Origin of the sequence: Neomesorhizobium albiziae, assembly GCF_900114255.1 — a bacterium.
GTDB lineage: Bacteria > Pseudomonadota > Alphaproteobacteria > Rhizobiales > Rhizobiaceae > Neomesorhizobium > Neomesorhizobium albiziae.
On sequence record NZ_FOSL01000041.1, the window covers coordinates 1 to 24,853 of the forward strand.

The window sequence follows — 24,853 nt, forward strand, 5'->3', positions numbered from 1 at the left end:
GACATGCCGCCCACGTCGGCAACAAAGGCCTCGCCGTCGATCATCGCATTGGTGGCCTTTAGCTGCGACACCCCTTGGACGATGGTCGGGAACTCTTTCGTCCAGTCATGCAGGTTGCGAGTGATCTCTTCCGGTCCCCAGCCCGCAGCCGCGATATTTTCCCACAACTCCCGAAAGGCGTCGTCGAGCGACACTTGGCAGTCAATGGAGCGGTCGGGATACTATCGGGCTTCTTCGCGAGGCGAACGTCATTCTCGATCCGTCGGGTCGGTGATGTATTCGAAAATTGATCCGGCTTTGTTGAGCCTGCGTAGGGCCGCCAGCACCTCATTGTCGTCCATGGTGTCGCCCCAACTCCCGGCAATTCCCATGATCTCAATGTGGTACTCACCGAACCTGGCGACCGCGCGGGCCATCTCCAGTTCGATTTCCGCTCGGATACCTTTGTGAAGTGGGATGATGTTGTCGCTTCGCATGGTCCAACAACATTAGCGCATCGCAATAGTTCCGCTAGCGCACCAAACGGAGGATGCATTCACGTTGCCGAGCAAGTAGTGACGAAAGCCCTGCTCGCAATAAGCCCCAGGTATGTACAAGTTTATAGAGGGCCCGATCTGTCTGGCCTATCTTGGCTGGATGAGCGAGAAAGAAAAAATCTCTCGGCGCGTGTCTAGGGGCGAACTTCCCTACGAACCTGCATACTTTGCCGAGAAACACGGTCTGACGTTGAAGGCTGCGCAGGTAATTCTCACCGCTAATGGCCCATCGCGGCAAAGATGCGATGTCGCAGCACAGGCATTCCTCGTCGCCGTATCGGCTCGGAAGCGCAGTTAACGCGAGATCTTCAGTTGGATGCAGCATGGGAAGTAACGTGCTGGCCGACAAGGAGCTGTCGGGCCAGGTGTCACAAATGCTCAATGAACACCGGCTACAATGATACAGCGGCTCATGCGAAACGGAGGTCCGCTATGTCGTGGCTCCTATCGATAGTTGCAGTATTAATCGTCGCCGCCGGGATTAGCGGTGGGTATGCAATAATACTTCGCCGAAGACATCGGATGCGCCACCTACAATCTTTCAGACGCTCATCGCCATAAGCCAAGTGGCCCCGAACCGCCGCCGAAGGACCTGACCCCACTACGGCCGGCGCCCCCGGTCTCTTTTTTGCCGAAGGCGACAGTATGAGAAAGCAAAAAACACCGCCGCTCTTGACCAGCGCCGAAAACGGCGAAATCAATCGCAAATGAGTCCACGAGGCAACCGCGGACCGACCGCATCATCCGGAAGTTAGTGAAACTGCTGTCCGCGATTTAGCGGAACGACCGTCCCGTTTCTGCGAAATACGCAGTTTGTAGTTCCGCCGACCCGACGCATGATGCGCTGATGGAACTCTACCGCCCGCGGTTCAGCGAGCAGGTCGAAGCTGTATCGACTGCAGAAGTTCTCGACAGCTGGCATTGATCGTAGGGAGAGGAGTCGTGAAAACGTTCTTCCGGGACAACAGGCAACGATCCTTCTCGTCACAATGTTTCTGTTCAGCGTGGTCGGCATGATCTGGTCAGGTGAGCACGGCTCTCCCCTCTTGGTCTGCTGGCGTACAGGGTGAGCGCAGCTCCGTCTCTGGGCGCGAGAGATGGCCGTGAAGTTGTAACCGCGCGCGCACCATTCGGACGGAAGTCCTTCGCTCGACCACGCTGACCGGAAAAACCATTCGGCGGGTGCTGATTTGTGGCAGGTGGCGGCTGTGTGTCAGGGTCTACACGGTCGATATCGATGTGCTCAATGAGGAGGCTGTGCTCAACCGAGCAGGAGCCATCCTGGTCGAGACTGCCACGTTTGGTCTCGCATCGTTATGATGCCCGTAGGAATGGTAACTACGAATCCGCCGTCACGCCGTCACGACCCTCCCTGAGACAGAAGCTGCTTACGTTTTTGAAAACCGTGACGCAGACGAGATCGATCAGCCTCCGTCTAAATTAAATTAATGCCAAGCGTTGAGGCCGCGCGGACTGAGGCGGTGCGCTGTGCGCACAGCTTGCAAAAGACGATCTTTCCGGGTGGCTGGTGCGCGTGCCACACGAAAATGGCAAGCTGATTTACACAATTGACGTGAAGGATGCCCTGGCTGCTCTGCACGAAAACCACTAGTTTGGCAGTCGAGCGCGAGCGAAGAGGCTGGTTAACTTGCCGGGTTTGTGGCTGCGCACGTGACGGTTTGACGCTCGCGTCGCAGGACGGAGAGGCCGCCTAAGTGTTCCACCGAGCCACCCGGAGCATCTTGTGTTCATTCTCGACATGGGCTGCGTAAGCGGCACTCTTAATTTCTGCCGCACAGGACAGCACATCGGATTTTGCTTTTTGCGGACGGAGGTCGACGCAACCAACGTACCTAAACGAGCGAAACGGACATGTAGCGTAAACAACCTTGTGTTGAGGGAAGCGCCGTTCGAGATCGGCTCATCGACTGCGCCAATCCGCCAAGTCTACCTCCCCAGCCATAACCTCGAAGATGACAATCTCTTCGTTTCAGGAGGCGGTGCCGTGCCCCCACACTCCTTCCGCAGGCTTCTGGAGATAAGCGGTCACGCCCTGCAAGCGTCCCGCCGGTTCGTTCTTCACACATTCGAAGTCCTCTTTTCCGAAGGGCGTTCCGGCGTTGTCAGCGCAGGGAAGTAATATCTGGAATAGGTGCATGACAACAGCTCGCTCAAAGGCAATCAACGATCCTAAATGGAACCGTGGTCCATTTGACCCCGCATCTCCTTCGATATGTTCCTAGCGGTTCCTGCCTGAAGAGATATGTCCGCCATATTCGGGGTTAGGTTCGACCAAAATCCAAGCGGTTCGGGCGTTTGCGAGCCTGAGGGATCAGCGGGGCTCAGCACGCAGGCTCAAATACGTTGCATCGAAGTCTGCAAGCTCAGCCAGGCCGTCGAAATCATTAATGGTGACAATTCCATCCTTCCAATCCACCAGTCGGGTTGAGCGAAGCTTCTGGATGTTTTTGTTGACATGGACGAGGGATAAGCCCAGCACGTCGGCGAACTGGCCCTGCTTCAGGGGAAATTCGAAGCGATTCTGAGATGCAATCCCGGCGGCCTCGAGACGAAGGTAAAGCTCGCAAAACAAGTGCGCCATGTGTTGTTGCGCCGATCTTCGCCCTAAGCACGTGATCCACGTTCTTTGAATGGCACCGTCGAGCACCGTCGACAGCCAGAATAGGCGTGCCAGGTGATGACTTTGCTGCGTTACCCTACGGATCGCCTCATGTGGTACGTATCCAACCTCACAGGCACCTATCGCGACAACGCTATGGTCCATGACCTTCAACAGGTAAGCGTGGAGATCGACGAAGTCGCCGGCTATGTGCAATGCTGTGATTTGGCGATCGCCTCCGCGCAGGAACTGGCTTCGAGCAGCAAATCCCTTCAACACCATGCAGCTTTCGCCCGGCCTCGAGTTCTCTGCTACCAGTTCCGCCCCGCTGACAAAGGTCTGTATGCGGAACGGAAGCGAGCGAATTAGGGAACGATCCGTCGCCGGCAAATTGTCCCTGCGCTCCAACATATGAATGAAGGGGAAGATATCGGCCGTACCTGAGCGATGTGCATGGTCCATAAAAGGAAACGAGGCAGCCGTTGCTTGGGTTCCTTATGTACAAACTGCTAGGTTTTCATCATATCCGATCGCAATCCGGATCCTGGCAGTTGCACAAATGGGACCGCGCGCAGGCGCTGAGCTCGGAAATATCCGTCCTTACCGAGATATGCGCCGCTCGTCGTTTCTCTTCAGGTCGACAACCCTTTCCTTTTCCTTTTCGCCTCTGTGAATTGTATCTGCCGCTACCAGAAAGGCACTGTGCGTGGCGCGGCTATGGCCACACAAGAGCACTAAAACCTCCTGCTGACAAAAGGTGAACTAGCAAGTCCGAAACGAAAGGGCTCATCTATCGCCTTAGTCAGTCCAACGCGTGGGCCGCTGACGACATGAGGCTTCCCAATTCGCGCGTCGAATCGAAATGGTGCCTGCGTCAGCGGCAGTAAGTTATGACCCCCGGTGATTCCGAGAGCTTTGGTCAAGTTTCCAGGGCCTGCACAAAGAGACCTGAGCGGGATGTTGCCGCGCCTGGACTGCATAGCTGAAATGCCTGTGGTAGGTTCGAGCGCTCGCACAAGCACTGCGCTACCAGGATCGCAAACGATGTTGAAGGACCAATGCAGTCCATACGACCGGTAAACATATGCAATACCGGGTCCCAGAAACATCGCCATGTTTGAAGCAGTTGCGCCGCGGTAGCTGTGCGATGCCGGATCGTCGCGCATATAGGCTTCTGTTTCGACGATCTGGCCGCCAATTCCTTCGACGAAAAACCCAACGCCGATCAAGTCCACCGCTACGTCGCGGGCAGGCCGGGCAAAGAAGTCAGAGGACAAGCAATTTATTCTCATCCTCGAAGGATAGCAGTCGGCTGAACAGGGTTTGAAATTTTTGAATAGGGTGTGAAAGCTGCAGACATAGAGATCGGCCTCGCTCTTTCGCTGGAAACCATGGCACGAGAAACCGAAACGAATTGGATGCTACGGATTCAACGTTCTTTTTAAGCAGGCTGGCCGCAGTGCGATGTGCCTTGAGGTGGGTGGCATGGATCATCAGCTTGTCGGTGCCACCGCGCTGTGCGGCCAGTTTGCCCAGAATTCGGTTGAACACACCAAGCCGGCTCAGCGGATGAAGCGGTTGTAGATGGTCTAAGCGCCAGCCCCGATGAGCCCGTTTAATACTGTCCAGCGCCGGTGGACTTGCAACTTCCAGCAGCGTCAGATTGCCCTGCGGCTTGGGACGACGCGATCCGCATAGACCGGGTGAACGACGCCCGAACGACCGCCGAGCCAGCCGGCTATGGCGCCAAGGACAAGGGCGATGAAGGCGAGGATGGCGCCAGTCGAGACAACCGACGCGGTAGCATCCGCCGCTGCAATCGCCTGGGCCTTGGCCGATTCGACTGCAGAATGATACTGGCTCTCCATATCCGTGACCTGCTGGGTGGCTTGATCGAGTGGAATACCGCGTGCCGTGGCCAGCGCTTGAGCAGCTTGAGCGCGAGCCGCCTCGGCGTTCGCCGCGTCCCCCATCACTAGGCTGCGCATCGCGTTCACCGCAGCCGCATTGAGCGCCTCGGGGTCGGTGCCGGTAGCTCTGATACGGGAATCCAAAGCTTCGAGGGGATTAGAGTTTGCAATAATCGGAGCCGCAGTCTGCGCAATGATCTGCCCTGCGCCGCTGACGGCACTCGCAACACCGCTGAACGCACCTCCGACAAGGCTGCCTACCGTACTCGTAAGAAAATAAAGGATCAGAAGTGTTGTGAACGCCCAGGTCGTGAGGCCATGCAGCGCACCGGTTGTCGGGACAATCTTGCCGGACATTCTAGCGGCAATGTAGCCGCCTGCGAAGGCAGCGATGATGCCGGATATGACATACCAGATGCCGGCAACAATCGAGAAGGTTGACGCGGCCGGATTGTCCGACGTGCGTGGGTCCAGGGTGGCAATGCCAATGCCTACCCCGAGCATCGTCAGGAGAACCTGGACGATCAGCGCAACGACGACGCCGGCGAAGATCGCGCCCCAGCTTACCTTATTGAGCTGGATCGTCTGGTCGACAGTGCCCGCAGCATAGCCACTCTGTGGGGTCTCGGCGGGGTCAAAGGGAACGGCGGTGCTCATGGGTCTAATCCTTGATACTGCCCGAAGACAGTGAGTGTTGTTGCCACATTCGTCTCTCAAACCAGAGACTTGAGGGGATGCCCTCCGACTTTGTGAGCAACTCGTTGACAAGGTGATTGTTCCGGTTTGCTGAGTCAGATTCGACTGTGCTGGCTCCGCCATAGAACTATCAGCGTGGCATCGCTAAACTGACTGGTGTCCCTATCGGTCCCGTTCGCAATCGCTCTCCTGCTCAGTTGCCACAACGTCAGCCTTGCGCCTTCGCGCCTCGTTCACCAACGCCGAAAAACGTTCTGCTGTATGTGGCCACGCCCAGTCGAGCAGAACAGCCTCACGCGGACGAAAGCTTCCAATATCCGCGAGCATTTCCTGCAGAACGACGGGAAAGTGATCAGGGTCCGCCATCCGGCCGGTCGCGGAAGTGATGAATTGCAGGCCACAGGTGAGTCGAGAGTTGGCAAGCACGGGCAGGCCGGCAAGCATGTATTCGGTGAGGATGGCAGGCGCGCCGTCATTAACGCCGCAAACAACGCCGATGCGCGCAAGGTTCATAAGGCGGTTGACCTCGTCAAATCCCACTCCCGGGGGACCGACGAAATCGACCGAAACGCCAAGTTCGTCGACACGCGCTCGAAGCTGCTCGCCCAATTCGCCATACCCACAGACGCAGAGCGCGCGCATCGACCGAGGCAAACATGTCAATGCGTCGAACAGCACGTCATGCCTTTTATAGGTCTGCGCGGCAGCGACATAGACGACGTCATAAATCTTTTCTAGACCTAGCGGGAAGAACGTTTCGGGCGAGGCGAATTCTGGACCGATAGGCATGATGGCTGTAAGCACGCCGGGGAGGCGGCGTTCGACCTCCTCGGACTGCCATTGAGCGCCAGTGAGAACGATTTCAAAATGGCGGCCGACCTCGTCTGGCACCCGCAATGCCTGCGCGTCGATGGAATTGTAGATCCTGACGCTGCTGGCAGAGGCTTCTAGGATTGAGACGTCAACACCAAGACCCCAGACGCAAAGGATGTCCGGCGGACCGAAAGCGGCGATATAGCCAAGCATGTCGGCTGATCTGAACGGGCGGTGGAATACATCATCGGGTCGGAACGAGCGCCTTATCAGCGCCGGCGGATCCAACGACCAGGGCGGCTGGGGAGGCTTCGCCCAGAAGCTCCATATCTCTGCAGCATCACAAAGGCCCTGTCGGACTGCAGCAAGTGGCAGACGTTCAAGATATCCCCCGACGACCGAGGGCCGAGGTGAGAGGTCCACACGGGATGTCCCTGCGGGTGCAGGGCCGCGAATTCCGGAGCGCCATGCGGACGCAGCCTCTTCGACCGATGGCGTGCGATCGGTCGCGAATACGCCGTCACAGAAATCGCTAATGACGGCGATGCGCCGTGGCCGGGGAAAGTCAGGCAGCATCGGCTCTTCCAGAAGAGCCGCCCTCGCTGTTTTGGCGCCAATGTTGAATGGCTGTGGCGAGAGGCGTATGCACTTCCCGCCGGCCCTCTACCACCCGGCTGGCTAACAGCCCGCTCGGGCAGTCGCGGTCGTCGTCCCAGCCGACATGGTCGATTATGGGATAGAGGCAAACACCTTCCACCTGCACGCCTATCGCACGCGCTGCTTGGACCTCGGCGACGATCATTGAGAACCAGGCGGAGCGTGCGTCGCCTTCGGTCCCGGTTTCAGCGACGAGCAGCGGCCGTCCGTAGCGGGCGTAGGTTTCCGTGAGGAGGTAGCGAAATGGCTTTGCCTGCCGATGGCCGGCGGCGATCGGCCCTCCCCCGAATAGCCACTGGTTGTCGTGATAGTAGTTGAGTCCGATGATATCGAGCAGCTTTTTTTCACCTCCAAGCTGCGGCCAAAGGCGCCCGGCGATCATGTCAAAGGCCTGAAACTGCGCCAACCGCGCGCCTTCGGCTTCGCGGCGCTGATGCGGTCGGGACGGGTCGATGGCAATGTTGATCGCCGGCTCGCAATGCACAAAGCGTACACGTGGGTCGACAGCCAGGATCTCGTGCATCGCCGCAATGGCCGCACGGGCAAGCTGGACCTTTAGTTCGAAGCCGCGCCCGCGTGCGTAGGGATTGAGGCAGTCCGCGTCCCCACCCCCCCAGGCGTGGAACGAGATCTCATTGACCGGGCAATAGAAGGGGACGTCGTCTGTCTCGTTGCGAACCATTTTCGCAGCCGCTGCGGCGAAGCGTCTGAAGCGGTCGACAAAAGCCGGCGACCAGATGTCGAGATCGTCTGGCCATCCATAGTGCATCAAGTCCCAGACCACCTGGGTACGCCTTTCCTGCGCCGCGCGCAGCATCGGCAGGAAACTCGACCAGTTATAGCGGCCGCGGCATTGTTCGATCAGATGCCAGCGCAGCCCGTCGCGGACCGTGCGAATGCCGTACCCTGCAAGCTGGGCGTAATCGGCCCCGGCCTGTTCGTCATGTCCCGTTGCCACAAGCAGGTCGAGGCGCTGCCCGTCGCGCCGCTTGTGGGTGGAACATTCGAACCCGCCCTGAATGAAACTGGCCAGGAGCGACGGAAAAGAAGAGGGCTTGTGTTCCCGCAATACATCCCCGAACAACGCCCGCCATTGTGGCACCACGACGTCCGCGGCGTATGTGGCCTGAACTTTCTCGCACAGCGAGCGCCCGAGACGCGCTCGAGCCGGCGGATCACCGGCTAAGCGTTCGATAGCGGCGGCCACATCCGCCGGTGAATTATGCGGTACAAACAGGCCTGAGACGCCGTGTTCTATCTGCTGCATCGAGCCGTTGTCGGCGGTGGCGATGACCGGCAAGCCTGCCGCGCCAGCCTCGGCGATGACATGTGGCATGCCTTCACCGCGCGAGAGCCATACGAAGATGTCCAGTGCGGAAAGCAACGCGGGCACGTCAGGACGATCTCCCAGGAACGTCAGCGTGCCGGAGAGACCCCGCGCGATTGTCAGGTGCCGAAGATGTTCGGCATATTCGGGCATGAAGGCATCTGGCCCGCCAATTACGACGAAGCGGGCCTGTGGCAGGCGTGTGTGGACGAGCGCGGCAGCCTCGATAAAATCTTCGACGCACTTCTTGGCATCCAGCCTGCCGACCCAGCCAACCAGCAACACGTCTGCGGGCAGGCCGAGCCCGGCTCGCATCCGGGCGCGATCGCTCGGGACGAATTCTGCCATATCCACCATGGATGGAATCTCCACGGCATGGTCCTCGCGCCCGGACATCCGCGAGGCGGCGGCGTCGCGGATCGAGCGGCAGACCCCAACATAGCGGCTCGTAAAATGCTTAGGCCCGGCCAACGCTTCCGATACCAGCCCGCCATGCTCAATCAAGGGTGGACGCCAGTGTAACTTTTCGAGGGCCGGGTAGATATCGGCAACATTCTGGCAGGAAACGACCACATCATACGCCGGGACCTTGTTTGCAAGATAGTCGACAGTCTCCTCGAAGGAGAGGTCATAAGGGACGCGATCGACATCGACACCAAGCGCCTCCAATTGCAGGTGTGTCTGGTCCGGCATTCCCGGCTTGCGGAAGCAGGCGACGACATCGATGCGATACCGGCGGGGATCAAGCGTGCGGGCAAGCAGCCGAACCTCGGTCTCTTCTCCGCCAACCACCAGCCAGGCGAACACAAAAAGGATGCGGATCGGCGGCGGGTTTTCTTCCATCATGCGAAGCTAAACACGATCTGGAGGAATTCGGGGCGCTCGGAAATGAGGTGCGGCAGGAAGGCCGGCGCCTCATCGACCGGGATGACATGCGTGATCATTTCGCGGCGGATTGCCTCACCATTGCGTTCCAGCAACATCAGCGTCTCTGACGAAAGGCGGCGGCGATCCCATCGGTGCGCCAACCCGCGCGGCACCCGCCCGATCTGTGCGCAGCGCAATGTCAGCCCGTTGTGGTGAAATTCCTCACCGAGCCGGGTTCGATCTGCGCCGCCCTGATAGAAGGCAAGGTCAATGACCGTGCCCTGCGGTCGTACTGCGCGTAATGCATCGTGCAGGCTTTCGGAACGCGCACGGGTCTGGAACGCGAAGTCCGCGCCGCGATCCTGACCACCGTGATGCCAGCGCGCCTTGGCATGCTGCCATGCCTGCGTTTCGGTCATCGCCGTTAGCCCCAGCCCCTCGGCCTTCTCGCGACGCCAAGTGGACGGTTCGGCGAGAATGACCTCTGCGCCAGCGGATTGGGCAAATAATGCAGTGAGCAGTCCGACCGTGCCAGCACCGAAGACAACGACTGGGCGACGCGCTAGGCTTTCGCCCAGATACCGGACATTCGAGCCAAAGGTTTCGGCGTCGGCATGCAGAATGCCGTTGGCGGCGATCGGTCCCATCTGCGCGACGAAGATGCCAAGGATGGGACAGAGGGCCTCGGGCAGCTTAAACAGCAACTCGTGGAAGGGGTCGGCGGTGTGGCCGGACTTATGCCCATAGCTCGAGGCGATAACCTCGCCAGCGCCGAAGCCATCGGCGCGGCTATCGGTGATCCGCCCGACCTCCATATAGCCCAGAAACGGCACGGGAAAACGCGCACTCGGCTCCCCGTCGGCAAAGACGCCGCGCTCCCCATCCCAACGTGAGCGCAGGTAGGGGTTAGTGTTTTTCAAGAAGGTGAGTTCTGTACCTGCAGAAAAACCGCTGTAGAGCGCGTCGAGGCGTACTTGGCCTTCTGAAGGTGGGCTTTCCTCATAGGAGAAGAAATAGGGTTTTCCCGGTGTCTCAACGCCAAGAGAGCGGATTGTTCTGTGTTCAGGCATCAGCCGTCTCCCTCGCGGGTTCGATCGAGACCGGCAGGCCCGACAACACCGACTGCGCGATCGCCAGAGCGACACGGTGCGTGTTCAATGCCTCACCGTAAGGGGAACGAATGCGGTTCGGCAGGCCGCGCACGGCATCCAGAAAATCGCGGTCCTCCCGCTCCACGGGATCGCCTTGCGCATGCCGCACCGGACGTCCACGTCCAACATCCACCATGATCTCTCGGTCGGAGAGCTCGATCGCCATACCGTCGCAATAGAGGTGAATGCCGGTGCGATGGCCCCAACCCAGCAAACAAGTTGCCGACAGTGTTGCGACTGTGCCGGAAGCGAAGCGTAGGGTGGCAGCGGTTGCGGTTGCGATGTCGAGACCAAGGAAATCACTTCGGGGGGCAGTTTGGGCGCCTTGTGCATAGACTTCGACCACTTCACCAACGAGATGACGTGCGAGGTCAATGATATGCGTCGCCTGCTCAACAATCTGGCCGCCGGAGCTATCCTGATGCCACCACCATTGCGGCGGCGGCGTTCTATCGAGCCAGTGGCCCACAACCAAGGCGGCCGGGTTGCCCTCAAGTAGGCCGCGCGCTTCCTCGACAATATCAAGATAGCGCCAGTGGTAGCCGACTGCAGTTATGATGCCGCGCTCTTTTACCTGTTGGGCGATACATTCCGCCGATGCAATGTTCAGCGAGAGCGGCTTTTCGACGAAGAAGGGGAGGCCGGCCGCGATGACCGCCGCTTCTACCTCGCCGTGAGCAAAGGGTGGAATGCAGATATAGATTGCGTCGAGGCTTTCCATGGCAATGAGATCGGCGTGGAAGTTGTAAGCACGCCCGCCAAGTCGACCGGCAAGATCGGCTGCCCGTGCGAAATCGGGATCGGCAACGCCGACGATCGTGATGTCCTCCATGCCGGACAGCACGCCGACATGCCGCGCCGCGATGCCTCCGGCGCCGATGAAACCTATTCTCAGCCGCTTGCGTTCGATGTTCATGCTAAGCACGTCCTTTCGTTTGTCGCTCGATAGAGTGATGCCGTTTCCTGGCCCATGCGTGCTGCAGTGAATCGCTTCTCGAAGCGCTTTCGTCCTTCGATACCGACAACCCGGCTGGCGGCTTCATCGGCAAGCGCAGTGACGATTGCTGCTGCCAGCCGCGATGGGTCTGCGGCGGGCACAAGAAAGGGATGATTTGTGCCCAAGGCCTCGACAGTGCCGCCGACGCGGGTCGCGACCACGGGTAGGGCAAGCGCCATGGCCTCGAGCACGACCAGCGGCAAGCCCTCGAATAGCGACGGCAGCACGAACAAATCGGCCGCACAGAGCAAATCTGGCACATCCAATCGCTCGCCAATGAAAGCCACGTTAGAGAGGTCAAGGGATGCCGCTAGTGTCTGCATCGCCTGCCGATCAGGACCATCTCCCACCAGAAGGAAAACGAGATGCGGCATTTGCCGCGACACTTCTGCTGCTGCGCGAAGCAGGCAATCATGCCCCTTTTGTGCGGTGAAACGCGCGACCGTAATCGCCACCCGCGCCTCGGAGGGAAGTGAAAGCGCGGCGCGCATTTCGACGCGCGTGCGTCGCCCGACAGGCGCGTCAATGCCGTTTCGGATCGTGACGATGCGATTAAATCCTTCAGCGCGGTAGCTTTCGGCAGCAGCATCCGAAACGACAACGAGCGTTTCAGCCAGGCTTGCCCCCAGGCGATGGCGGGATTTCTGTTTTGTATCAGTGAGTAGGTAGGGGAGATGCTCGGTGCGCACAGTAGGGATACCGGCGTTCCAGCCAGCTTCTACCAATTCATGGCCTTCCCAGCCGATCCCTGCATGGACGTGGAGGATTGCTGGACGGCGCGCCTTAAGCCATTTCGCAAAGGCATCGTCCAGTGCAATAATTTCGAAGCCTGCCTCACTGCCTCTGCTTATGAAGCGAGCGGCGTCGTTGTTGGAAGGGAAAACGAGCGCAATGTCATGCGAGGACGAGAGTGTGGTTGCGAGCGTGAGCATGTGTTCGCCCACGCCCGAAGGCACCGCACTGTCGGTGGCAAGCATAATTAAAGGGCGATCGCGGGTCATTCGGCCGCCACGGTCCAGTTGTGGGCGGCTGTGGCCTCCGCCTTTTCCAATCGGCGGAACGTGGCAAGCGCCTGCCCGACCACCTGATCCATGTTGTAATATTTGTAGGTGCCGAGGCGACCAACGAAGATCACGTCGTCCTGCGCGCGCGCCAGAGCCTCGTATCGCTTGTAGAGCGCCTGGTTCTCAGGTCTTGGGACGGGGTAGTAGGGCTCCCCGTCGGCTTTGGCAAATTCGTACGAAATGCTGGTCTGGGCGTGCGTCTGGCCGGTAAGGTGCTTATATTCAGTGACCCGAGTGTAGGGCACGTCCTCGGAAGGATAGTTGACGACGGCAACCGATTGGAACTGCTGACAGTCCAGCGTTTCGTGGCGGAATTCGAGGCTGCGATAGGGCAGCGGACCGAATCGATGGTCGAAATATGCGTCGATAGGCCCGGTAAAGATGGTACGACGCGCCAATTGTTCGTTCTCGACGTCGCGATGATCCACACCCGTTTCGATACGGATGTTTTTGTGATCGACCATATTTTCAAACAGGCGCGTATAGCCGTCCGCCGGCATCGCCTGATATGTATCGAGGAAATAGCGATCATCGTCCGATGTGCGGGTGGGAATGCGGGCCGTCACCGATTTGTCGAGTGCCGACGGATCCAGGCCCCACTGCTTGCGCGTGTACCCTTCAAAGAAGGTGCGGTAGAGGTGGGTGCCAACCTGCGAGACCACGACGTCGCGCGAGGTGCGGATGTCTGCTACGGGCTCGGCTCGGCCCGCCAAGAACACTGCCGCCTTGGCGTCGTCCTTCAGGTCCAACTCATAGAGCCCATTAAGTGAAGTGCGGTTGATCGGGATAGGCAGGAGCTTGCCAGCTACGTCCGCCAGTACCCGATGTTCGTAAGGACGCCAGCGCGTAAAGCGGGAGAGGTAGGCGAAGATCTCCTCGCTGTTGGTATGGAAGATATGCGGTCCATATTTATGAATAAGAATGCCCGCTTCATTGCGCACATCGAATGCATTGCCCGCAATGTGTGGACGGCGGTCGCACAGAAAGACGCGTTTTCCGACCGCAGCAAGCCTTTCGGCAAGGACTGATCCAGCAAAGCCTGCCCCGACGACCAGATAGTCGTAGGGTGCCGTTCCGTTCGGTCTCAGGATCGTCGGTTTGGCCGGCTCCTTTGTGCCCTTCTTTGCGATCGCCTCGGAGATGAGTGAGGCCATATCCAGGTAGGTCTGGTCCCACGAGGTACCGGCAAGCAGCGTATCAACTTCACGAAGCCATTCCTTGGAGCCTTGCGATAATACGAGTGCGCGCTCACATGCCTCGACGAACGCCTCAGCGTCCTGGGCAATCAAGACCCCTTCGACATCGCCGTAGTGGCGCACGACGTCAGCGATTGCAGTAGAGACTACTGGTTTGCCGGCAGAAAGGTATTCCGGCGTCTTGGTCGGGCTAATGAAGCGCGTCGCCGCGTTAATGGCGAAAGGCATAAGCGCGACCGCCCAGCCGGCCAGGCAGGCCGGTAACTCGGCGTACTCTTTGCGCCCGATATAGTGAAGGTTCTTTGCGCGGGGCAGCGCGGCCGGATCAATCTTAGCTATCGGCCCAACCATGACGACTGACCAGTTTGGCCGCGCCGCAGCCACCTTTGCGATAAGGTCAAGATCGATCCGCTCGTCGATGACGCCGTAGTAACCGAGAACCGGCCCCTGCAAGGGCAACTGATCGGCGGGTGAAGGAAGCATGCGCCGGGCGGCGGCAAAATGCGCTACGTCCACGCTCGAGGGAAACGGGTGGATATTGTCGTGCTGGTGACGTTTCGCTTCGTAGATACTGTAGCCGCCAGTGAAAACGACATCGGCATCGCGCAGAAGCAACCCCTCGCAATCGCGCAATTCCGGCGGGGCGAAGTGGAAGGCGGATAATTCGTCCATGCAGTCGTACACAATTGCAACTGCATCAAGGTGCTTTGCGAACGGGTACATCATCGGAGTGTAGAACCACAGGATCGGTCGATCCGCGCGATGAATTGCCAATAACTGGTCGAGCAGGCCCGATAGCGCTGTTTGTATTTCTTGCCCTTGCCAGGCGTGCGGGACGCGCGGCCGTACCGCCACTACATCCGTTTCTTGGAAAACATGGAATTCAAGGTAGGGCAGATGATGGTCGGTCGGGATGTGCTCTTCCCAATAAAAGACCCGACGGCTGCGGGCAAAACGCTGCATCAGATGTTGTGGCCGTTGCACAACAAAATCCCATCGCAGGTGCGAAAAGCATATGAGAGGCGCCACATCGTCAGTAGGATCCGGTGCTAAAGAATGGGATAATGAGACTGTCAAGGAACAACCCGCTATTGAGATCGCAGGCCCCGTTAGACGGAGGAGCCCGGTTTGACACAAACAGAGTGAATGGAAGGTCAGCGAACGGTCACTGTGTGCGGACGCTTTTTTGCGCCGGGGGGTAGCGACGGATGCAGACAGGTGCTTAAGACACCCGCCCTACTACCCCCTGGGATAACACCGTCCGCAGGCCGCCCAGCCGCCCGCAACTCGCTCACCATCATTAAGCAACCCGCAATCAGGGCGAGTTCAATCCTTGGTGACTTTATGGGCGATAATCGTAGGGTTTGCTCGGAATGCCCGCGCATGCCACCGGGCAACATTTCATCTTTGAGTGAAGTCGATTGCATGTGATCGTTCAAGGTTATGGACCTTCAATAGGCGAATGGGGATCGCACAGCTTGATTTGCAGGGCCACAACATCGGTATTTACAACTCGTTCCTGAACGCGGACCGGAATTCGAGTTTTATTCACAATCTTTTAACATAGGTTGATCTTTGAATCTCCAGCGCCGACGGAACCTCCACCGTTGCGCCTTCGGCAGGCGTGGCGCACAGAAACGACGGTCTGCCCAGTATCGTCCTCCACCATACCAACGATCTTCGTACGGTCGGACAACTCGCCATTAAGATCGCGAAGCAGTTCGCCTGTGGAAATCACTCCGGCGGAACGCGCGGAGGCATCGTGTGCAAAGCTCGAGGCTAGCCAGAAATCCGCGGCCGAACTGCAAACCCGCGGCGCCGATCCTCGGCTAGAAGCAGTGGGGCGGCGTACAAGCTTGCATCTCGGCGGCCGGCGCGCACCATCCTATATGGCCAAAACCTATATTCCAGCACTGCCGCCCATCATGCTGAAATGGTGGCCCCGTGACATCATGTCTGTCAGCAATACCTTTGATCTTTATTCCATCTCTCTAGGAACCAGAGACATGCCGTCATCGAACCTTTTCATTCGCAAGCTTGAAGCCTTCCATCCGCTGTCCAACGAGGAAAAAGAACTTCTTGATCGCCATAGTCGCCCTCTGCGGGAGGTTCCGCCAAAGCAAGATATCATCCGCGAGGGGGACAAACCCGCCTGTGTCCACGTGATAATCTCAGGCTTCGCCTGCCGCTATAAGCTCATAAAGGAAGGCAGGCGTCAGATCATGGCGTACATGCTTCCGGGGGATACTTGCGATTTTAATGTATTCATCCTCAAGCGGATGGATCATGGCATCGCCACGCTGTCCCGTTGTCAGGTGTTGGAATTATCCCCCGAGACAGTCCTGGAAATGACGGAACATCCAGCCATCGCGCGCGCGCTTTGGTGGGCAAATCTCGTCGATGAATCGACGATGCGCGAATGGCTGGTCAACATTGGGCAACGTCCGGCCGAGCAACGTATCGGCCACCTGCTTTGCGAGATTCTGACCCGACTGGAAATTGTCGGTCTGGCAAAGGAGAATACCTACACCCTACCGGTGACGCAGACCGACCTGGCTGACACCTTGGGCATGACGGTTGTGCATGCAAACCGGATGCTGACGAGCCTGCGCATTCGGGATTTAATTGATATCGATGCGAGAAATTTGATCATCAAAGATGCCGAACGTCTAAAGGCCTTCAGTGGTTTCAATCCGAACTATCTGCATTTGAAAGGTGGAAGCTGAGTTCACATTGAGACGCAGTCTTTGCCAAATCGAAATTCTTGGCCAGGTACAGCGTACGTGGAGCCACGTTGCAATAAGCCCCGCAGGTCTTCCTCGGACGGGTGGCCCTGGCCGCGCATTCGATCGATGGCCTCTGGGACGGTAGTCGTGCAGCCGTAGGGGCCCGGCGACAATGGCACCCCCGGCAAACACTTCGGGATAGGTCCAGGCATGGGGCCTTCCAGGATGTTAAATTTGGCAGTTCAGGGGCCCACAATGAGCGCGCATCTTAGGGGCGGGTTTGGCTGAAACGGATCAGATGATTTGCTGGTCTCCGCCGGTGCCGGTTTCGGGGGTAGGGTCGGCGTCCTGCTGAGGAGCTGTATCTGTTATTCCTGATTGCGCGGGAGGTTGCTGGGCTTTCGTATCGGAATTTGCGCCAGGTGGCGGATGGTCTTCACCACAGGCTGCGACCACAACCGTTATACCCATCATCAGGGCGATCATCGAGATTTTCATCGGGAGCTTTGCCTTCGTCAACGCTTCATTTGAAGCACTTCCTGTAGCCAAGAACAGTGTGGCAGGTGGTTGGTTCCCCCAACGTCATTTAGTATCGTCTCGGCGTGAGCCTCAGCGACCGCTGTATCGAAAAATTTGGCCAGCCCTGGCTCCGCCGCTTAAACAGCGGCGCGTGCTCCCAATTAAGGCTCATTTAGCGAAAGCGTGTGAATCGGCGTGCAAAATTTTTGAACGCCGTTTGACACGCGCCCTGGCGCAGATCATGCGCACCGGCTGGTATCGGCAGGTGCCGTGGAAACCGTCGCGCGAGTTCGTGATCCAGATGGCTCTCTTGTCGGTACGCCGCAGCGCTAGCAGATACAACGCTTACCTTACTGGTGCGCCGGCGGGCCGTTGTCGGCGGATGATCGAAGGTTCAAATCTGCGACGAGGTTGCGTGCGGCTGCAAGATGTTCAAGCACGCCCGTCAAAGATTGTGATGCAAACCGCTGCAGCTCGGCGTCTTCACCCTGTCCGATCTCCCAGGCCAAGAGTTGAACAGTTTTCTGGTGATCGACGATCTGTGCCGCCAGATAGGCACGATCAAACTGAACACCGTCAAGCTTTTGAAGATCAGCGTGAACCTTCTTGTGATCCGGGTCGAGTTGGTCGGATAAGGGTATCTTACTTTCTTTCGCTATCGTTTTGAGCGCGTCATTCGCTTTGCCGTGCTCGTCAATCATGCGCTCCGCGAAGCGCTTGACTCCTTCATGAGCTGTTTTATCGGAGGCAAGCTTGCCGAGCTCAACCTCAGCCATGCCGCCAGCCGTTGCTAGCTGTGCAAAAAGTCGGTCCTGGTAGTTCGTCTGATTTGGTGCGGGAACACCTGCCTCCTCCATTTTTGTGTCGGGAGCCCAGCCAGTCGGATTACCGATTTGGGCCCAAATATCTGATGGTAGTAACGCCAATCCGAACGCCAGTGCGACACAGCGCATAGTTTCCTCCATTTGCGCGACGAACGCCGTACTCGCCGCATTGTGCTCAAAGAGTCAGCAGATAAGCTACGAGCGCATCCTTCTCTTGCTGATTGAGCTTGGTCGTGAGCACCAGGTTAAAAAACTCGACCGTGTCGGCAAGCGTTATCAGGCGTCCATCATGCAGATACGGCGGGGAATCCTTGATGCCCCGCAGCGTGAAGGTTTTGATTGGACCATCCGGTATCGCGACCTGATCATTGAAAGTCTGGCCAACCTTGTAAAAGCGCTCGAGCTTTAGATCATGCATGTTATTGTCCATGAATGACAACGCCGGGACATGGCATTCGGCGCAACGGCCCTTACCCATGAAAACTTGTTCTCCCCTGAGCTCCTGTTCGCTTGCCTGGGACGGGTCGAGTCGCCCGAATAGATCGAGCTTTGGTGCCGGGGGGAAGTCGATGATGTTTTGCATCTGAGCCATCATCGCTACCTGATTTGGGCGGTCGGGAAGGTGGACGCCCTTGCGGGTTGCACTTACATGGTCGCCGTTGAAATAGGCTGTGCGTTGTTCGAACTCGGTGAAGTCCTCGACTGACCGTAGCGAGCGTTTTGACCCGTGAATCTGTTGATTAAACAATCCCCTGAGGCTGCTCGTATCGAGCCGGAAGCGCACGGCCTGAGGGCGAACGTCCGGGGTCAAGTGAAAGGCAGCGTTGGTGTGGAAATTCGAGTGGCAGTCTAAGCACGCAACGCCCAAACTTTGGCTGGCGACCTTGCGATCTTCGGTCTGATTGAATTCCTCCTGCGGAAAAGGGGTAAGCAAAAGCCGCAGCCCTTCCATCTGAACCGGCGTGATAATGCCATTCATGTATTCGTAGAAGTTCTTGATGGTCAGGAGGTCGCCCCGGGAAACGTCTCCCAATTCTGGACGCGTCGTCAGGAAAATTGGCGGCGGGAATTCTGGCGTGAGATGGTCTGGAAGGTCGAAGTCCACATCGAAACGCCGCAGATCGCGTTGCTCGTCACGGCCAATCTCGCCAATTTGGTTCTCTGGGAAAACCTGGCCTCCGGTAGCGTGTTTGACATGGGGAAGCGGCATGAACCCCTTGGGCAACAGTGATTGATCCCGAATGTCCTTCGGACTTTTCGCTGATAAAGTTTCCCAGGTTTCGCCTGCTGGCAATTTGACGCGGACGCCCTCCTGCACCGCTTTTCGGCCGCCCGACATGGTGAGCCCCGGCATTGGGCGGTCCGATAAGTCATAGCGCTCACCAAATAGGCCGCGTTGACGATCCATCACAGCCGGCTTCTGTGCTGTGTCGGCTTCTTTCACCACAGACAAGGGCACGGACGGCAGGGGCGATACGTCAAATCTGGGGGCAAGGGATCCGACACTGCAGCAAAACTCAACGCGCAAATGGCGAACCCTGTTACTAAGGGGAGCCTAATTGTGGTGGTCATCGACCCCTCCTGCGGCCTGGAATCAGAAACAAACAGGTTGGAGGCAATTTTGTTCCGGATGGTCGTTTGAAAGCAGAACACGTCCAATTCTGCCTAATTAAATGCCTACATTGTTCACGTCGGGATCATCAGTCTTTCTTGTAAGCCCCGGCCTGCCGGCCACTCCTAGGGGCTTTCGCGTCCTTGGAGTGTTCCGCGATTGCAGGGCCAGCACCGCTAACCTTTTCAGTCGCTGGGCTAGGTGTCGAGATCTTTCCACGATTGCGAACTTTAGAGGGCTCTGACATCTTCTGGGGCTTCCCGAATGACGGGGAGTCATTGGAAAAGCCATCTTGCGTATCCCCGTCGGCCTTGGCCGGCATTATGGTTTTGTTCTGCGTCATCGCGCTCCCTATTCTGAACGAGAAACACGACTCAGGGACCCTTAGTTCCCTATTTGGGTTGACGTTGCCCCTGCGCTCTAATCCGGATTGAAGTTCGTTCTGGCCCACTGAGAGGACCAGGACATGAAGCGCAGCCGCTTCTCTGAAGAGCAGATCATTGGAATTCTGAAGGAACACGAGGCCGGGATTTCAGTCGCCGATCTTTGTCGCAAGCACGAGGTCAGCGACGCCTCGATCTACAACTGGAAGGCCCGCTTCGGCGGCATGGACGTCTCCGAGGCGCGCCGCCTCAAGGCGCTGGAGGACGAGAACACGCGGCTGAAGCGTCTGCTGGCCGACGCCATGCTCGACAACGCCGCGCTGAAGGATCTCGTGGGAAAGAAGTGGTGACGCCCGCGGCCAAGCGGAAAGCTGTCGCTCGCCTGAAGGATGCCTTCGGGATGAGCGAACGGCGGGCGTGTAAAGCCATCGGCTGCTGCCGCATGACAGTTCGCTACGAGAGCAGCCGTCCGGATGATCGTGAGGTCCGCGAGCGGATGAAGGCGATCGCGCAGGAGCGGCGCCGGTTCGGCTACCGGCGTCTTCTCGTGATGCTGCGGCGCGAGGGCCTCGTCGTGAACCACAAGAAGCTGTTCTGGCTCTACCGGGAGGAGAAGCTCGCCGTTGGTCGTCGTGGTGGCCGCAAGCGGGCGATCGGGACCAGGGCGCCGATGCTGGTGCCGCTGCGTCCTGACGAACGCTGGTCGCTGGACTTCGTATCGGACCAACTCACCGACGGGCGTCGCTTCCGCATCCTCGCCGTCGTCGACGACTGCACGCGGGAGTGCCTGGCGCTGGTGGTCGATACGTCGCTGTCAGGCATGCGGGTTGCCCGCGAGCTGGACAGGCTCGTCGCCGGGCGCGGCCGGCCGGGGATGATCGTCAGCGACAATGGCAGCGAGCTTACTTCGAACGCCATCCTCGCCTGGGCGGACCAGAACCGCGTCGAGTGGCACTACATCGCACCCGGCAAGCCGATGCAGAACGGCTTCATCGAGAGCTTCAATGGCCGCCTGCGCGATGAACTCTTGAACGAGACGCTGTTCACCTCGCTGGCCCAGGCGCGCGTGGCAACCGCCCTGTGGCGCTCCGACTACAACACGGCCCGGCCGCACGCACAGATCGCCTGGCAGACACCGGACGAGTTCGCTAGCACCTTCACCCCGCGACGGTCGCGCTGCATTACGTCAACGGCTCCGCGCAAGCTCCCGTCGCTTCAGCCGCCCAGCAGGGCACAACCAACGCCGGAAACGAACTCAAAACTGGATAGAAACTGGGGGCAACGTCAGGGTCAATTGATTTTTGACGGGCGGAATCAGCGTTTCGATAACCGAGTGCGCACCGACATTATGTTCATGGAACTTCAGTGCCGCACGCATGTTCCTTGGTAAAGGAGCATCAAATGCGGGATGACTCGTTGGCATTCCTTAAGTCAATTGTGATGACGGCGTCGCCCAGTGGGTTTGAACAGCCGGTTGCTCAGCTCTATCGGGATTACGCGGCACCCTTCGCCGATCGCGTGACGACCGATGTGATGGGCAATGTCACGGCCATCATCAATCCTGAAGCGTCCACGCGGATTATGTTCGCGGGCCACATGGATGAAATCGGGTTCATCGTTCACTATATCGACGAAGATGGCTTTCTTTACTTCAGTTCGATCGGTGGGATCGATGTCGCTACGCAAATTGGCCAGCGTGTCACCGTTCACGGGAGCGAGGAAGTCTGCGGCGTCGTTGGTCGAAAGGCTATTCAGACATTAAAAGGCTCCGAGACCGCCCCAACCTCAAGGACCTCTGGGTAGACATTGGAGCAACGTCAAGGCAAGACGCCGAGGAGGTTGTGAAGGTCGGTAGCCCGGTGACAATCCAAGCGGGCTTTGCTTTTCTGCGCGGACGCCAAGTCCTTGGCCGCGCCTTCGATAACAAGGCCGGGCTGTTTATCGCTGCAGAAGTACTCCGAAACTTATCGGAGCAGAAGGGTCTGCATCGCGACGTCGGGGTTTATATTCTCGGCACCGTCCAAGAGGAGATTGGTTCGCGAGGAGCACAAACGGCAGCCTTTAATCTGGCACCTCGCACCGGACTTGCCGTCGATATGGGGGTGGCAATGGATTATCCCCGGGCAAGGCCGCAAGATCAGGGAAAACTCGAGTTGGGAAAGGGCCCCGGTTTATCGCAAGGGGCCAACACCAACCCAATTGTCTTTGATCTGTTAACGGCGGCCGCTGCCGTGCGCGGCATACCCTATCAACTTCAAGCAAGCGGGGGCTCCAGCCCCACCGATGCCAGAAAACTCCAGACAAACCGGGGCGGGGTTGCCTCCGGTGTCATATCTGTGCCCCTTCGCTACATGCATACGCCTTCGGAAGTCATGTGCCTCGATGATGTCGCGGCCTGTATTGATCTTATTTCTGCCTACTGCAGGAGTGTCACTCCTGACACCGATTTCACTCCCTGGTGACGGCGGTGCGGCACCGGAACCGCATCGCCAGAATTCAAATTAGGCCGCCCTGGCCATTTCATTAGCGGACGCATCCGCTAGCCCGGTCAACGCCTCGTCAGTCGCTGACTCTTCCTCCAGAGTGAGGTCGAGCAGCTTAAACTTCTTTCCCCTGTGTCGGAACAAGCGACCGTCCGATCAGTTCAGTCCGGGATAAAGGAGATTTTCCATGACCGAAGGACGTGAGTGGCTGATCCAATGGCTGCGCGATGCGCACGCAATGGAGGAGCAGGCCGTAACGATGCTCAATGGGCAGCTTAGCCGCCTCGAACACTACCCGGAACTCAGCGAGAGGATTCGCCTCCACATCGAAGAAACAAAGGGGCAGGCGGCTCGGCTGACTTCGATTCTCGAAAGTTTTGACGAGGGTGCTTCCACAATGAAGGACGCGAGCGGCAAGCTGATGGCCATGGCTCAGTCTCTCAGCGGCGTCTTTGCAGGTGACGAGGTGATGAAGGGCTCGCTGGCCAGCTACACCTTTGAACACATGGAAATCGCATCTTACTCGATTCTTGCGGCTGCAGCCGAAGCGTTGGGCGAAACGGACGTCGCGCGCGTATGCGAAGAGAATCTACGCGAGGAAGTCGCCATGGCCGAGTGGCTGAAGAACAACCTTGCGCCGACCACACAGCTATTTCTTTCGCGAGCCAATGCAGATCGAGACAGCGCCAAACGATAGGTGGGGCGCCGTGGTGCTTCACGTAAACTCAGAGCGGAGCCCACGATCGGTGGCGATGAAACGGGCTTGAACGGCAAAAGAGCTCAAATGCAAGTTGTTCGAACCGAGGTTTCCCAGGCCAGGACAGCCACGGGGGAACTTGTTTTGCGCGTCCTTTTTTCGGCGAAGGTGGTGACCGCGTCACTGTCGACATGGCCTTGGCCAAGTCTCTCACCCCGTTTTACCGGACTTTTGTGTGACTTCGTGGACTTCTGTGACGTTCTGAAAGTCCACCCTGGCGACCAAATATCCCGCCTCGTCATATATCCGGGTCGCCAACTTCGTATCGCGGTCATCGGTCAAACGTTCCACCATAGTTTCTGCCATTGCCTTTTGCGCCTCAGCTTTCGCGGCTTCTACGTTCTCTAATTCCAGAAAAACCGGCTCGACACCCGGTTCGTCAAGAAACTCAAATCGATACCTCGGCATGCCGCTCTCCCGTCAGGGTTCAAGTGTTGTCGCGAAGTTTTGTTCCCAACAGCTCCGTGGCTTTTGCGTTTTCTGGGATTGAACGCGTTGATTGCGCTCAATGAAATGTCACGCGCCGCGGCTCAGAACGGCGTTTTCGAATCTGAGCATCTGGAATTTGCGCAAAGCGTTTTCGACCACGCGCGGGCCTGAAGTAGAACTCAACGTTCTGCTTAATGGGCTTAACACAACGCTGATTGTGACCGTCGTCCGGCATCGTGCAGAATAGAAGGGAGCAACCATGGCTCTGGACCTGATTGCTCCCCTTTCGCCGGCCAGATAGGCACCGTTGTGGTCGCAACGTCACCGCGAAAGAGAGACGCTACAGAGAGCGCCTCCAACGTCGGTCCCAGCTCTGGTAAAACAAGGGTGCCGACCCTGTTTCAACGCGCGTTCGGTTGCGCTGTTCCGATGCATTGCGGGGAGTTTGTCGTGGGAGGCTCGGGAAGCGTCAAGTCGCTCACGAAGTAGCGGGCGCCCGAACGATCGCAGGAAAAGGGAGCAACCAAAGTGGGGCACTTCAGCCGCTCCCCCTCCGCCGCTCAGCCCGCCAGGACAAACGCGGCGGAAAATGAGAGGCGCCTCCGCTGGCGGAGCTTTCGGAAGGCGCCTCAGGTCGTCGGCTGAGGGAATTCGACCGACATCAGTTCAACGCTCCTCATTACCGGCAGTTCCGAGCTCAGTCAGGGGAATTGCGGGGCTCTTGCGGTTTCTGGGATTGAACTCATGATTGCGCTCATGGTTATGTCGGGCACCGCGGCTCGGGGCGGCGTTTTCGAACCTGAGCATCTGGAAATCATCAAGCGGGTCTTCAACGAAGCGTGTCTGGATCGTGGCATTTCCCATGAGGGACAAGAGGCCCAGAATCTCGCTGAGGCAATTGTGCTGCTTTTCCAGCCGGCATCGTGACTGAAACACTGAAACAGATCTCCACGTTGCGTTGGAGAAATCAAAATGAACTGAAAGGGCCACAGGGGCGGAGGTTCCTAGGTCTTACGACTTAGCATTCGGGCTTCACGCAGGAGCGACGGCCAGTTGGTAGCCCCAAGCAGCAGCACCAGTTCGCGAGCGTCCTCGTCGGTGATGCAAGTCTCTGCCACGAGATGTGCGATCGCGGAGCTTTTCATGCAAATCAGGCTTCCGCGGTTCGTCGGGCATCGAGAGCCTTCCTCGCACGAACCGCCATGCCGCGGACGGGTTCCGCCTTTCTGAAGCCCTACGTCTTTGTGAATAGCACGAACGCGCAATAGGTATATTATCAGGAATGT

General features: G+C 58.2%; 17 protein-coding genes and 5 pseudogenes. 5 read left to right on the forward strand and 17 right to left on the reverse strand.

Features of this window, described 5'->3' with window-relative positions; all coding sequences use genetic code 11:
• The 12 genes and pseudogenes from F3H98_RS28590 to glf form a co-directional block, all read right to left on the reverse strand.
• Positions 1–194: pseudogene (locus F3H98_RS28590) on the reverse strand (hypothetical protein); the annotation flags it as partial.
• 54 nt (positions 195–248) lie between these two features.
• A complete protein-coding gene (locus F3H98_RS28595) occupies positions 249–476 on the reverse strand; it encodes a hypothetical protein (protein WP_149764147.1) in 228 nt (75 codons plus the stop codon).
• Positions 477–2,868: 2,392 nt separating this feature from the next.
• Positions 2,869–3,618: a Crp/Fnr family transcriptional regulator gene (locus F3H98_RS28610; protein ID WP_149764150.1), complete on the reverse strand. Its 750-nt coding sequence runs from the start codon at positions 3,616–3,618 to the stop codon at positions 2,869–2,871.
• 272 nt (positions 3,619–3,890) lie between these two features.
• On the reverse strand, positions 3,891–4,448 hold the full coding sequence (locus tag F3H98_RS28615; protein ID WP_149764151.1) for a DNA-3-methyladenine glycosylase: 558 nt from the start codon (positions 4,446–4,448) through the stop codon (positions 3,891–3,893).
• Entirely contained in the window at positions 4,423–4,707 is a 285-nt protein-coding gene (locus tag F3H98_RS32705) for a hypothetical protein (RefSeq protein WP_210249726.1), read from the reverse strand. Before F3H98_RS32705 ends, F3H98_RS28615 begins: the two co-directional genes overlap by 26 nt.
• A gap of 107 nt (positions 4,708–4,814) precedes the next feature.
• Positions 4,815–5,723 carry a PhnA-like protein gene (locus F3H98_RS28625; protein ID WP_244621968.1) on the reverse strand — a complete coding sequence of 303 codons (909 nt, stop codon included), beginning with the start codon at positions 5,721–5,723 and terminating at the stop codon, positions 4,815–4,817.
• A 201-nt stretch (positions 5,724–5,924) separates the two neighbouring features.
• Positions 5,925–6,788 carry a glycosyltransferase gene (locus tag F3H98_RS28630; RefSeq protein WP_244621969.1) on the reverse strand — a complete coding sequence of 288 codons (864 nt, stop codon included), beginning with the start codon at positions 6,786–6,788 and terminating at the stop codon, positions 5,925–5,927.
• Positions 6,789–7,140: 352 nt separating this feature from the next.
• Positions 7,141–9,402, reverse strand: a complete 2,262-nt coding sequence (locus F3H98_RS28635) for a glycosyltransferase (RefSeq protein WP_149764174.1) — start codon at positions 9,400–9,402, stop codon at positions 7,141–7,143.
• Positions 9,402–10,496 (reverse strand): zinc-dependent alcohol dehydrogenase, encoded by a 1,095-nt coding sequence (locus F3H98_RS32060; RefSeq protein WP_244621970.1) that lies wholly within the window; start codon positions 10,494–10,496, stop codon positions 9,402–9,404. Before F3H98_RS32060 ends, F3H98_RS28635 begins: the two co-directional genes overlap by 1 nt.
• Positions 10,489–11,493 (reverse strand): Gfo/Idh/MocA family protein, encoded by a 1,005-nt coding sequence (locus F3H98_RS32065; RefSeq protein WP_244621971.1) that lies wholly within the window; start codon positions 11,491–11,493, stop codon positions 10,489–10,491. The genes F3H98_RS32060 and F3H98_RS32065 overlap by 8 nt, the downstream gene beginning before the upstream one ends.
• Positions 11,490–12,575, reverse strand: a complete 1,086-nt coding sequence (locus tag F3H98_RS32070) for a glycosyltransferase (RefSeq protein WP_244621972.1) — start codon at positions 12,573–12,575, stop codon at positions 11,490–11,492. The genes F3H98_RS32065 and F3H98_RS32070 overlap by 4 nt, the downstream gene beginning before the upstream one ends.
• On the reverse strand, positions 12,572–14,797 hold the full coding sequence (glf, locus tag F3H98_RS28645) for a UDP-galactopyranose mutase (protein WP_149764156.1): 2,226 nt from the start codon (positions 14,795–14,797) through the stop codon (positions 12,572–12,574). Before glf ends, F3H98_RS32070 begins: the two co-directional genes overlap by 4 nt.
• 764 nt (positions 14,798–15,561) lie before the next feature.
• Here glf and F3H98_RS28650 point away from each other — a divergent pair.
• Positions 15,562–16,560: a Crp/Fnr family transcriptional regulator gene (locus F3H98_RS28650; protein WP_244621973.1), complete on the forward strand. Its 999-nt coding sequence runs from the start codon at positions 15,562–15,564 to the stop codon at positions 16,558–16,560.
• 24 nt (positions 16,561–16,584) lie between these two features.
• On the opposite strand, the pseudogene F3H98_RS32770 reads toward F3H98_RS28650, so the two are convergent.
• The 4 genes and pseudogenes from F3H98_RS32770 to F3H98_RS28665 all read right to left on the reverse strand — a co-directional run.
• Positions 16,585–16,761: pseudogene (locus F3H98_RS32770) on the reverse strand (extracellular catalytic domain type 1 short-chain-length polyhydroxyalkanoate depolymerase); the annotation flags it as partial.
• Positions 16,762–16,854: 93 nt separating this feature from the next.
• Positions 16,855–17,058 carry a hypothetical protein gene (locus F3H98_RS28655; RefSeq protein WP_149764158.1) on the reverse strand — a complete coding sequence of 68 codons (204 nt, stop codon included), beginning with the start codon at positions 17,056–17,058 and terminating at the stop codon, positions 16,855–16,857.
• A gap of 371 nt (positions 17,059–17,429) precedes the next feature.
• Complete coding sequence (locus tag F3H98_RS28660; protein ID WP_149764160.1) at positions 17,430–18,032, reverse strand: DUF4142 domain-containing protein; 603 nt, start codon at positions 18,030–18,032, stop codon at positions 17,430–17,432.
• A 46-nt stretch (positions 18,033–18,078) separates the two neighbouring features.
• Positions 18,079–19,475 (reverse strand): annotated as a pseudogene (locus F3H98_RS28665) (cytochrome B6).
• Between the two features lie 506 nt (positions 19,476–19,981).
• Between F3H98_RS28665 and F3H98_RS28675 the strand changes: the two are divergent.
• From F3H98_RS28675 to F3H98_RS28685, 3 genes and pseudogenes are all read left to right on the forward strand, one after another.
• A pseudogene (locus F3H98_RS28675) lies at positions 19,982–21,167 on the forward strand (IS3 family transposase).
• A 327-nt stretch (positions 21,168–21,494) separates the two neighbouring features.
• Positions 21,495–22,360 (forward strand): annotated as a pseudogene (locus tag F3H98_RS28680) (M20/M25/M40 family metallo-hydrolase).
• 208 nt (positions 22,361–22,568) lie between these two features.
• On the forward strand, positions 22,569–23,078 hold the full coding sequence (locus tag F3H98_RS28685) for a ferritin-like domain-containing protein (protein WP_149764164.1): 510 nt from the start codon (positions 22,569–22,571) through the stop codon (positions 23,076–23,078).
• 210 nt (positions 23,079–23,288) lie between these two features.
• Here the strand turns inward: F3H98_RS28685 and F3H98_RS28690 are convergent, their stop codons facing one another.
• Positions 23,289–23,546, reverse strand: coding sequence for a DUF6894 family protein (locus F3H98_RS28690; protein WP_149764166.1), 258 nt, complete (start codon positions 23,544–23,546; stop codon positions 23,289–23,291).
• A gap of 765 nt (positions 23,547–24,311) precedes the next feature.
• Here F3H98_RS28690 and F3H98_RS28695 point away from each other — a divergent pair.
• Positions 24,312–24,494 carry a hypothetical protein gene (locus F3H98_RS28695; protein ID WP_149764167.1) on the forward strand — a complete coding sequence of 61 codons (183 nt, stop codon included), beginning with the start codon at positions 24,312–24,314 and terminating at the stop codon, positions 24,492–24,494.
• Positions 24,495–24,853 lie beyond the last annotated feature (359 nt).

What these genes read in the sequence shown, in the direction of transcription:
- F3H98_RS28595 (WP_149764147.1), bottom strand. Translation starts at nt 476, where the DNA reads ATGCGAAGCGACAACATCATCCCACTTCACAAAGGTATCCGAGCGGAA.
- F3H98_RS28610 (WP_149764150.1), bottom strand. Translation starts at nt 3,618, where the DNA reads ATGGACCATGCACATCGCTCAGGTACGGCCGATATCTTCCCCTTCATT.
- F3H98_RS28615 (WP_149764151.1), bottom strand. Translation starts at nt 4,448, where the DNA reads ATGAGAATAAATTGCTTGTCCTCTGACTTCTTTGCCCGGCCTGCCCGC.
- F3H98_RS28625 (WP_244621968.1), bottom strand. Translation starts at nt 5,723, where the DNA reads ATGAGCACCGCCGTTCCCTTTGACCCCGCCGAGACCCCACAGAGTGGC.
- F3H98_RS28630 (WP_244621969.1), bottom strand. Translation starts at nt 6,788, where the DNA reads ATGCTTGGCTATATCGCCGCTTTCGGTCCGCCGGACATCCTTTGCGTC.
- F3H98_RS28635 (WP_149764174.1), bottom strand. Translation starts at nt 9,402, where the DNA reads ATGGAAGAAAACCCGCCGCCGATCCGCATCCTTTTTGTGTTCGCCTGG.
- F3H98_RS32060 (WP_244621970.1), bottom strand. Translation starts at nt 10,496, where the DNA reads ATGCCTGAACACAGAACAATCCGCTCTCTTGGCGTTGAGACACCGGGA.
- F3H98_RS32065 (WP_244621971.1), bottom strand. Translation starts at nt 11,493, where the DNA reads ATGAACATCGAACGCAAGCGGCTGAGAATAGGTTTCATCGGCGCCGGA.
- F3H98_RS32070 (WP_244621972.1), bottom strand. Translation starts at nt 12,575, where the DNA reads ATGACCCGCGATCGCCCTTTAATTATGCTTGCCACCGACAGTGCGGTG.
- glf (WP_149764156.1), bottom strand. Translation starts at nt 14,797, where the DNA reads ATGCAGCGTTTTGCCCGCAGCCGTCGGGTCTTTTATTGGGAAGAGCAC.
- F3H98_RS28655 (WP_149764158.1), bottom strand. Translation starts at nt 17,058, where the DNA reads ATGAAAATCTCGATGATCGCCCTGATGATGGGTATAACGGTTGTGGTC.
- F3H98_RS28660 (WP_149764160.1), bottom strand. Translation starts at nt 18,032, where the DNA reads ATGCGCTGTGTCGCACTGGCGTTCGGATTGGCGTTACTACCATCAGAT.
- F3H98_RS28685 (WP_149764164.1), top strand. Translation starts at nt 22,569, where the DNA reads ATGACCGAAGGACGTGAGTGGCTGATCCAATGGCTGCGCGATGCGCAC.
- F3H98_RS28690 (WP_149764166.1), bottom strand. Translation starts at nt 23,546, where the DNA reads ATGCCGAGGTATCGATTTGAGTTTCTTGACGAACCGGGTGTCGAGCCG.
- F3H98_RS28695 (WP_149764167.1), top strand. Translation starts at nt 24,312, where the DNA reads ATGATTGCGCTCATGGTTATGTCGGGCACCGCGGCTCGGGGCGGCGTT.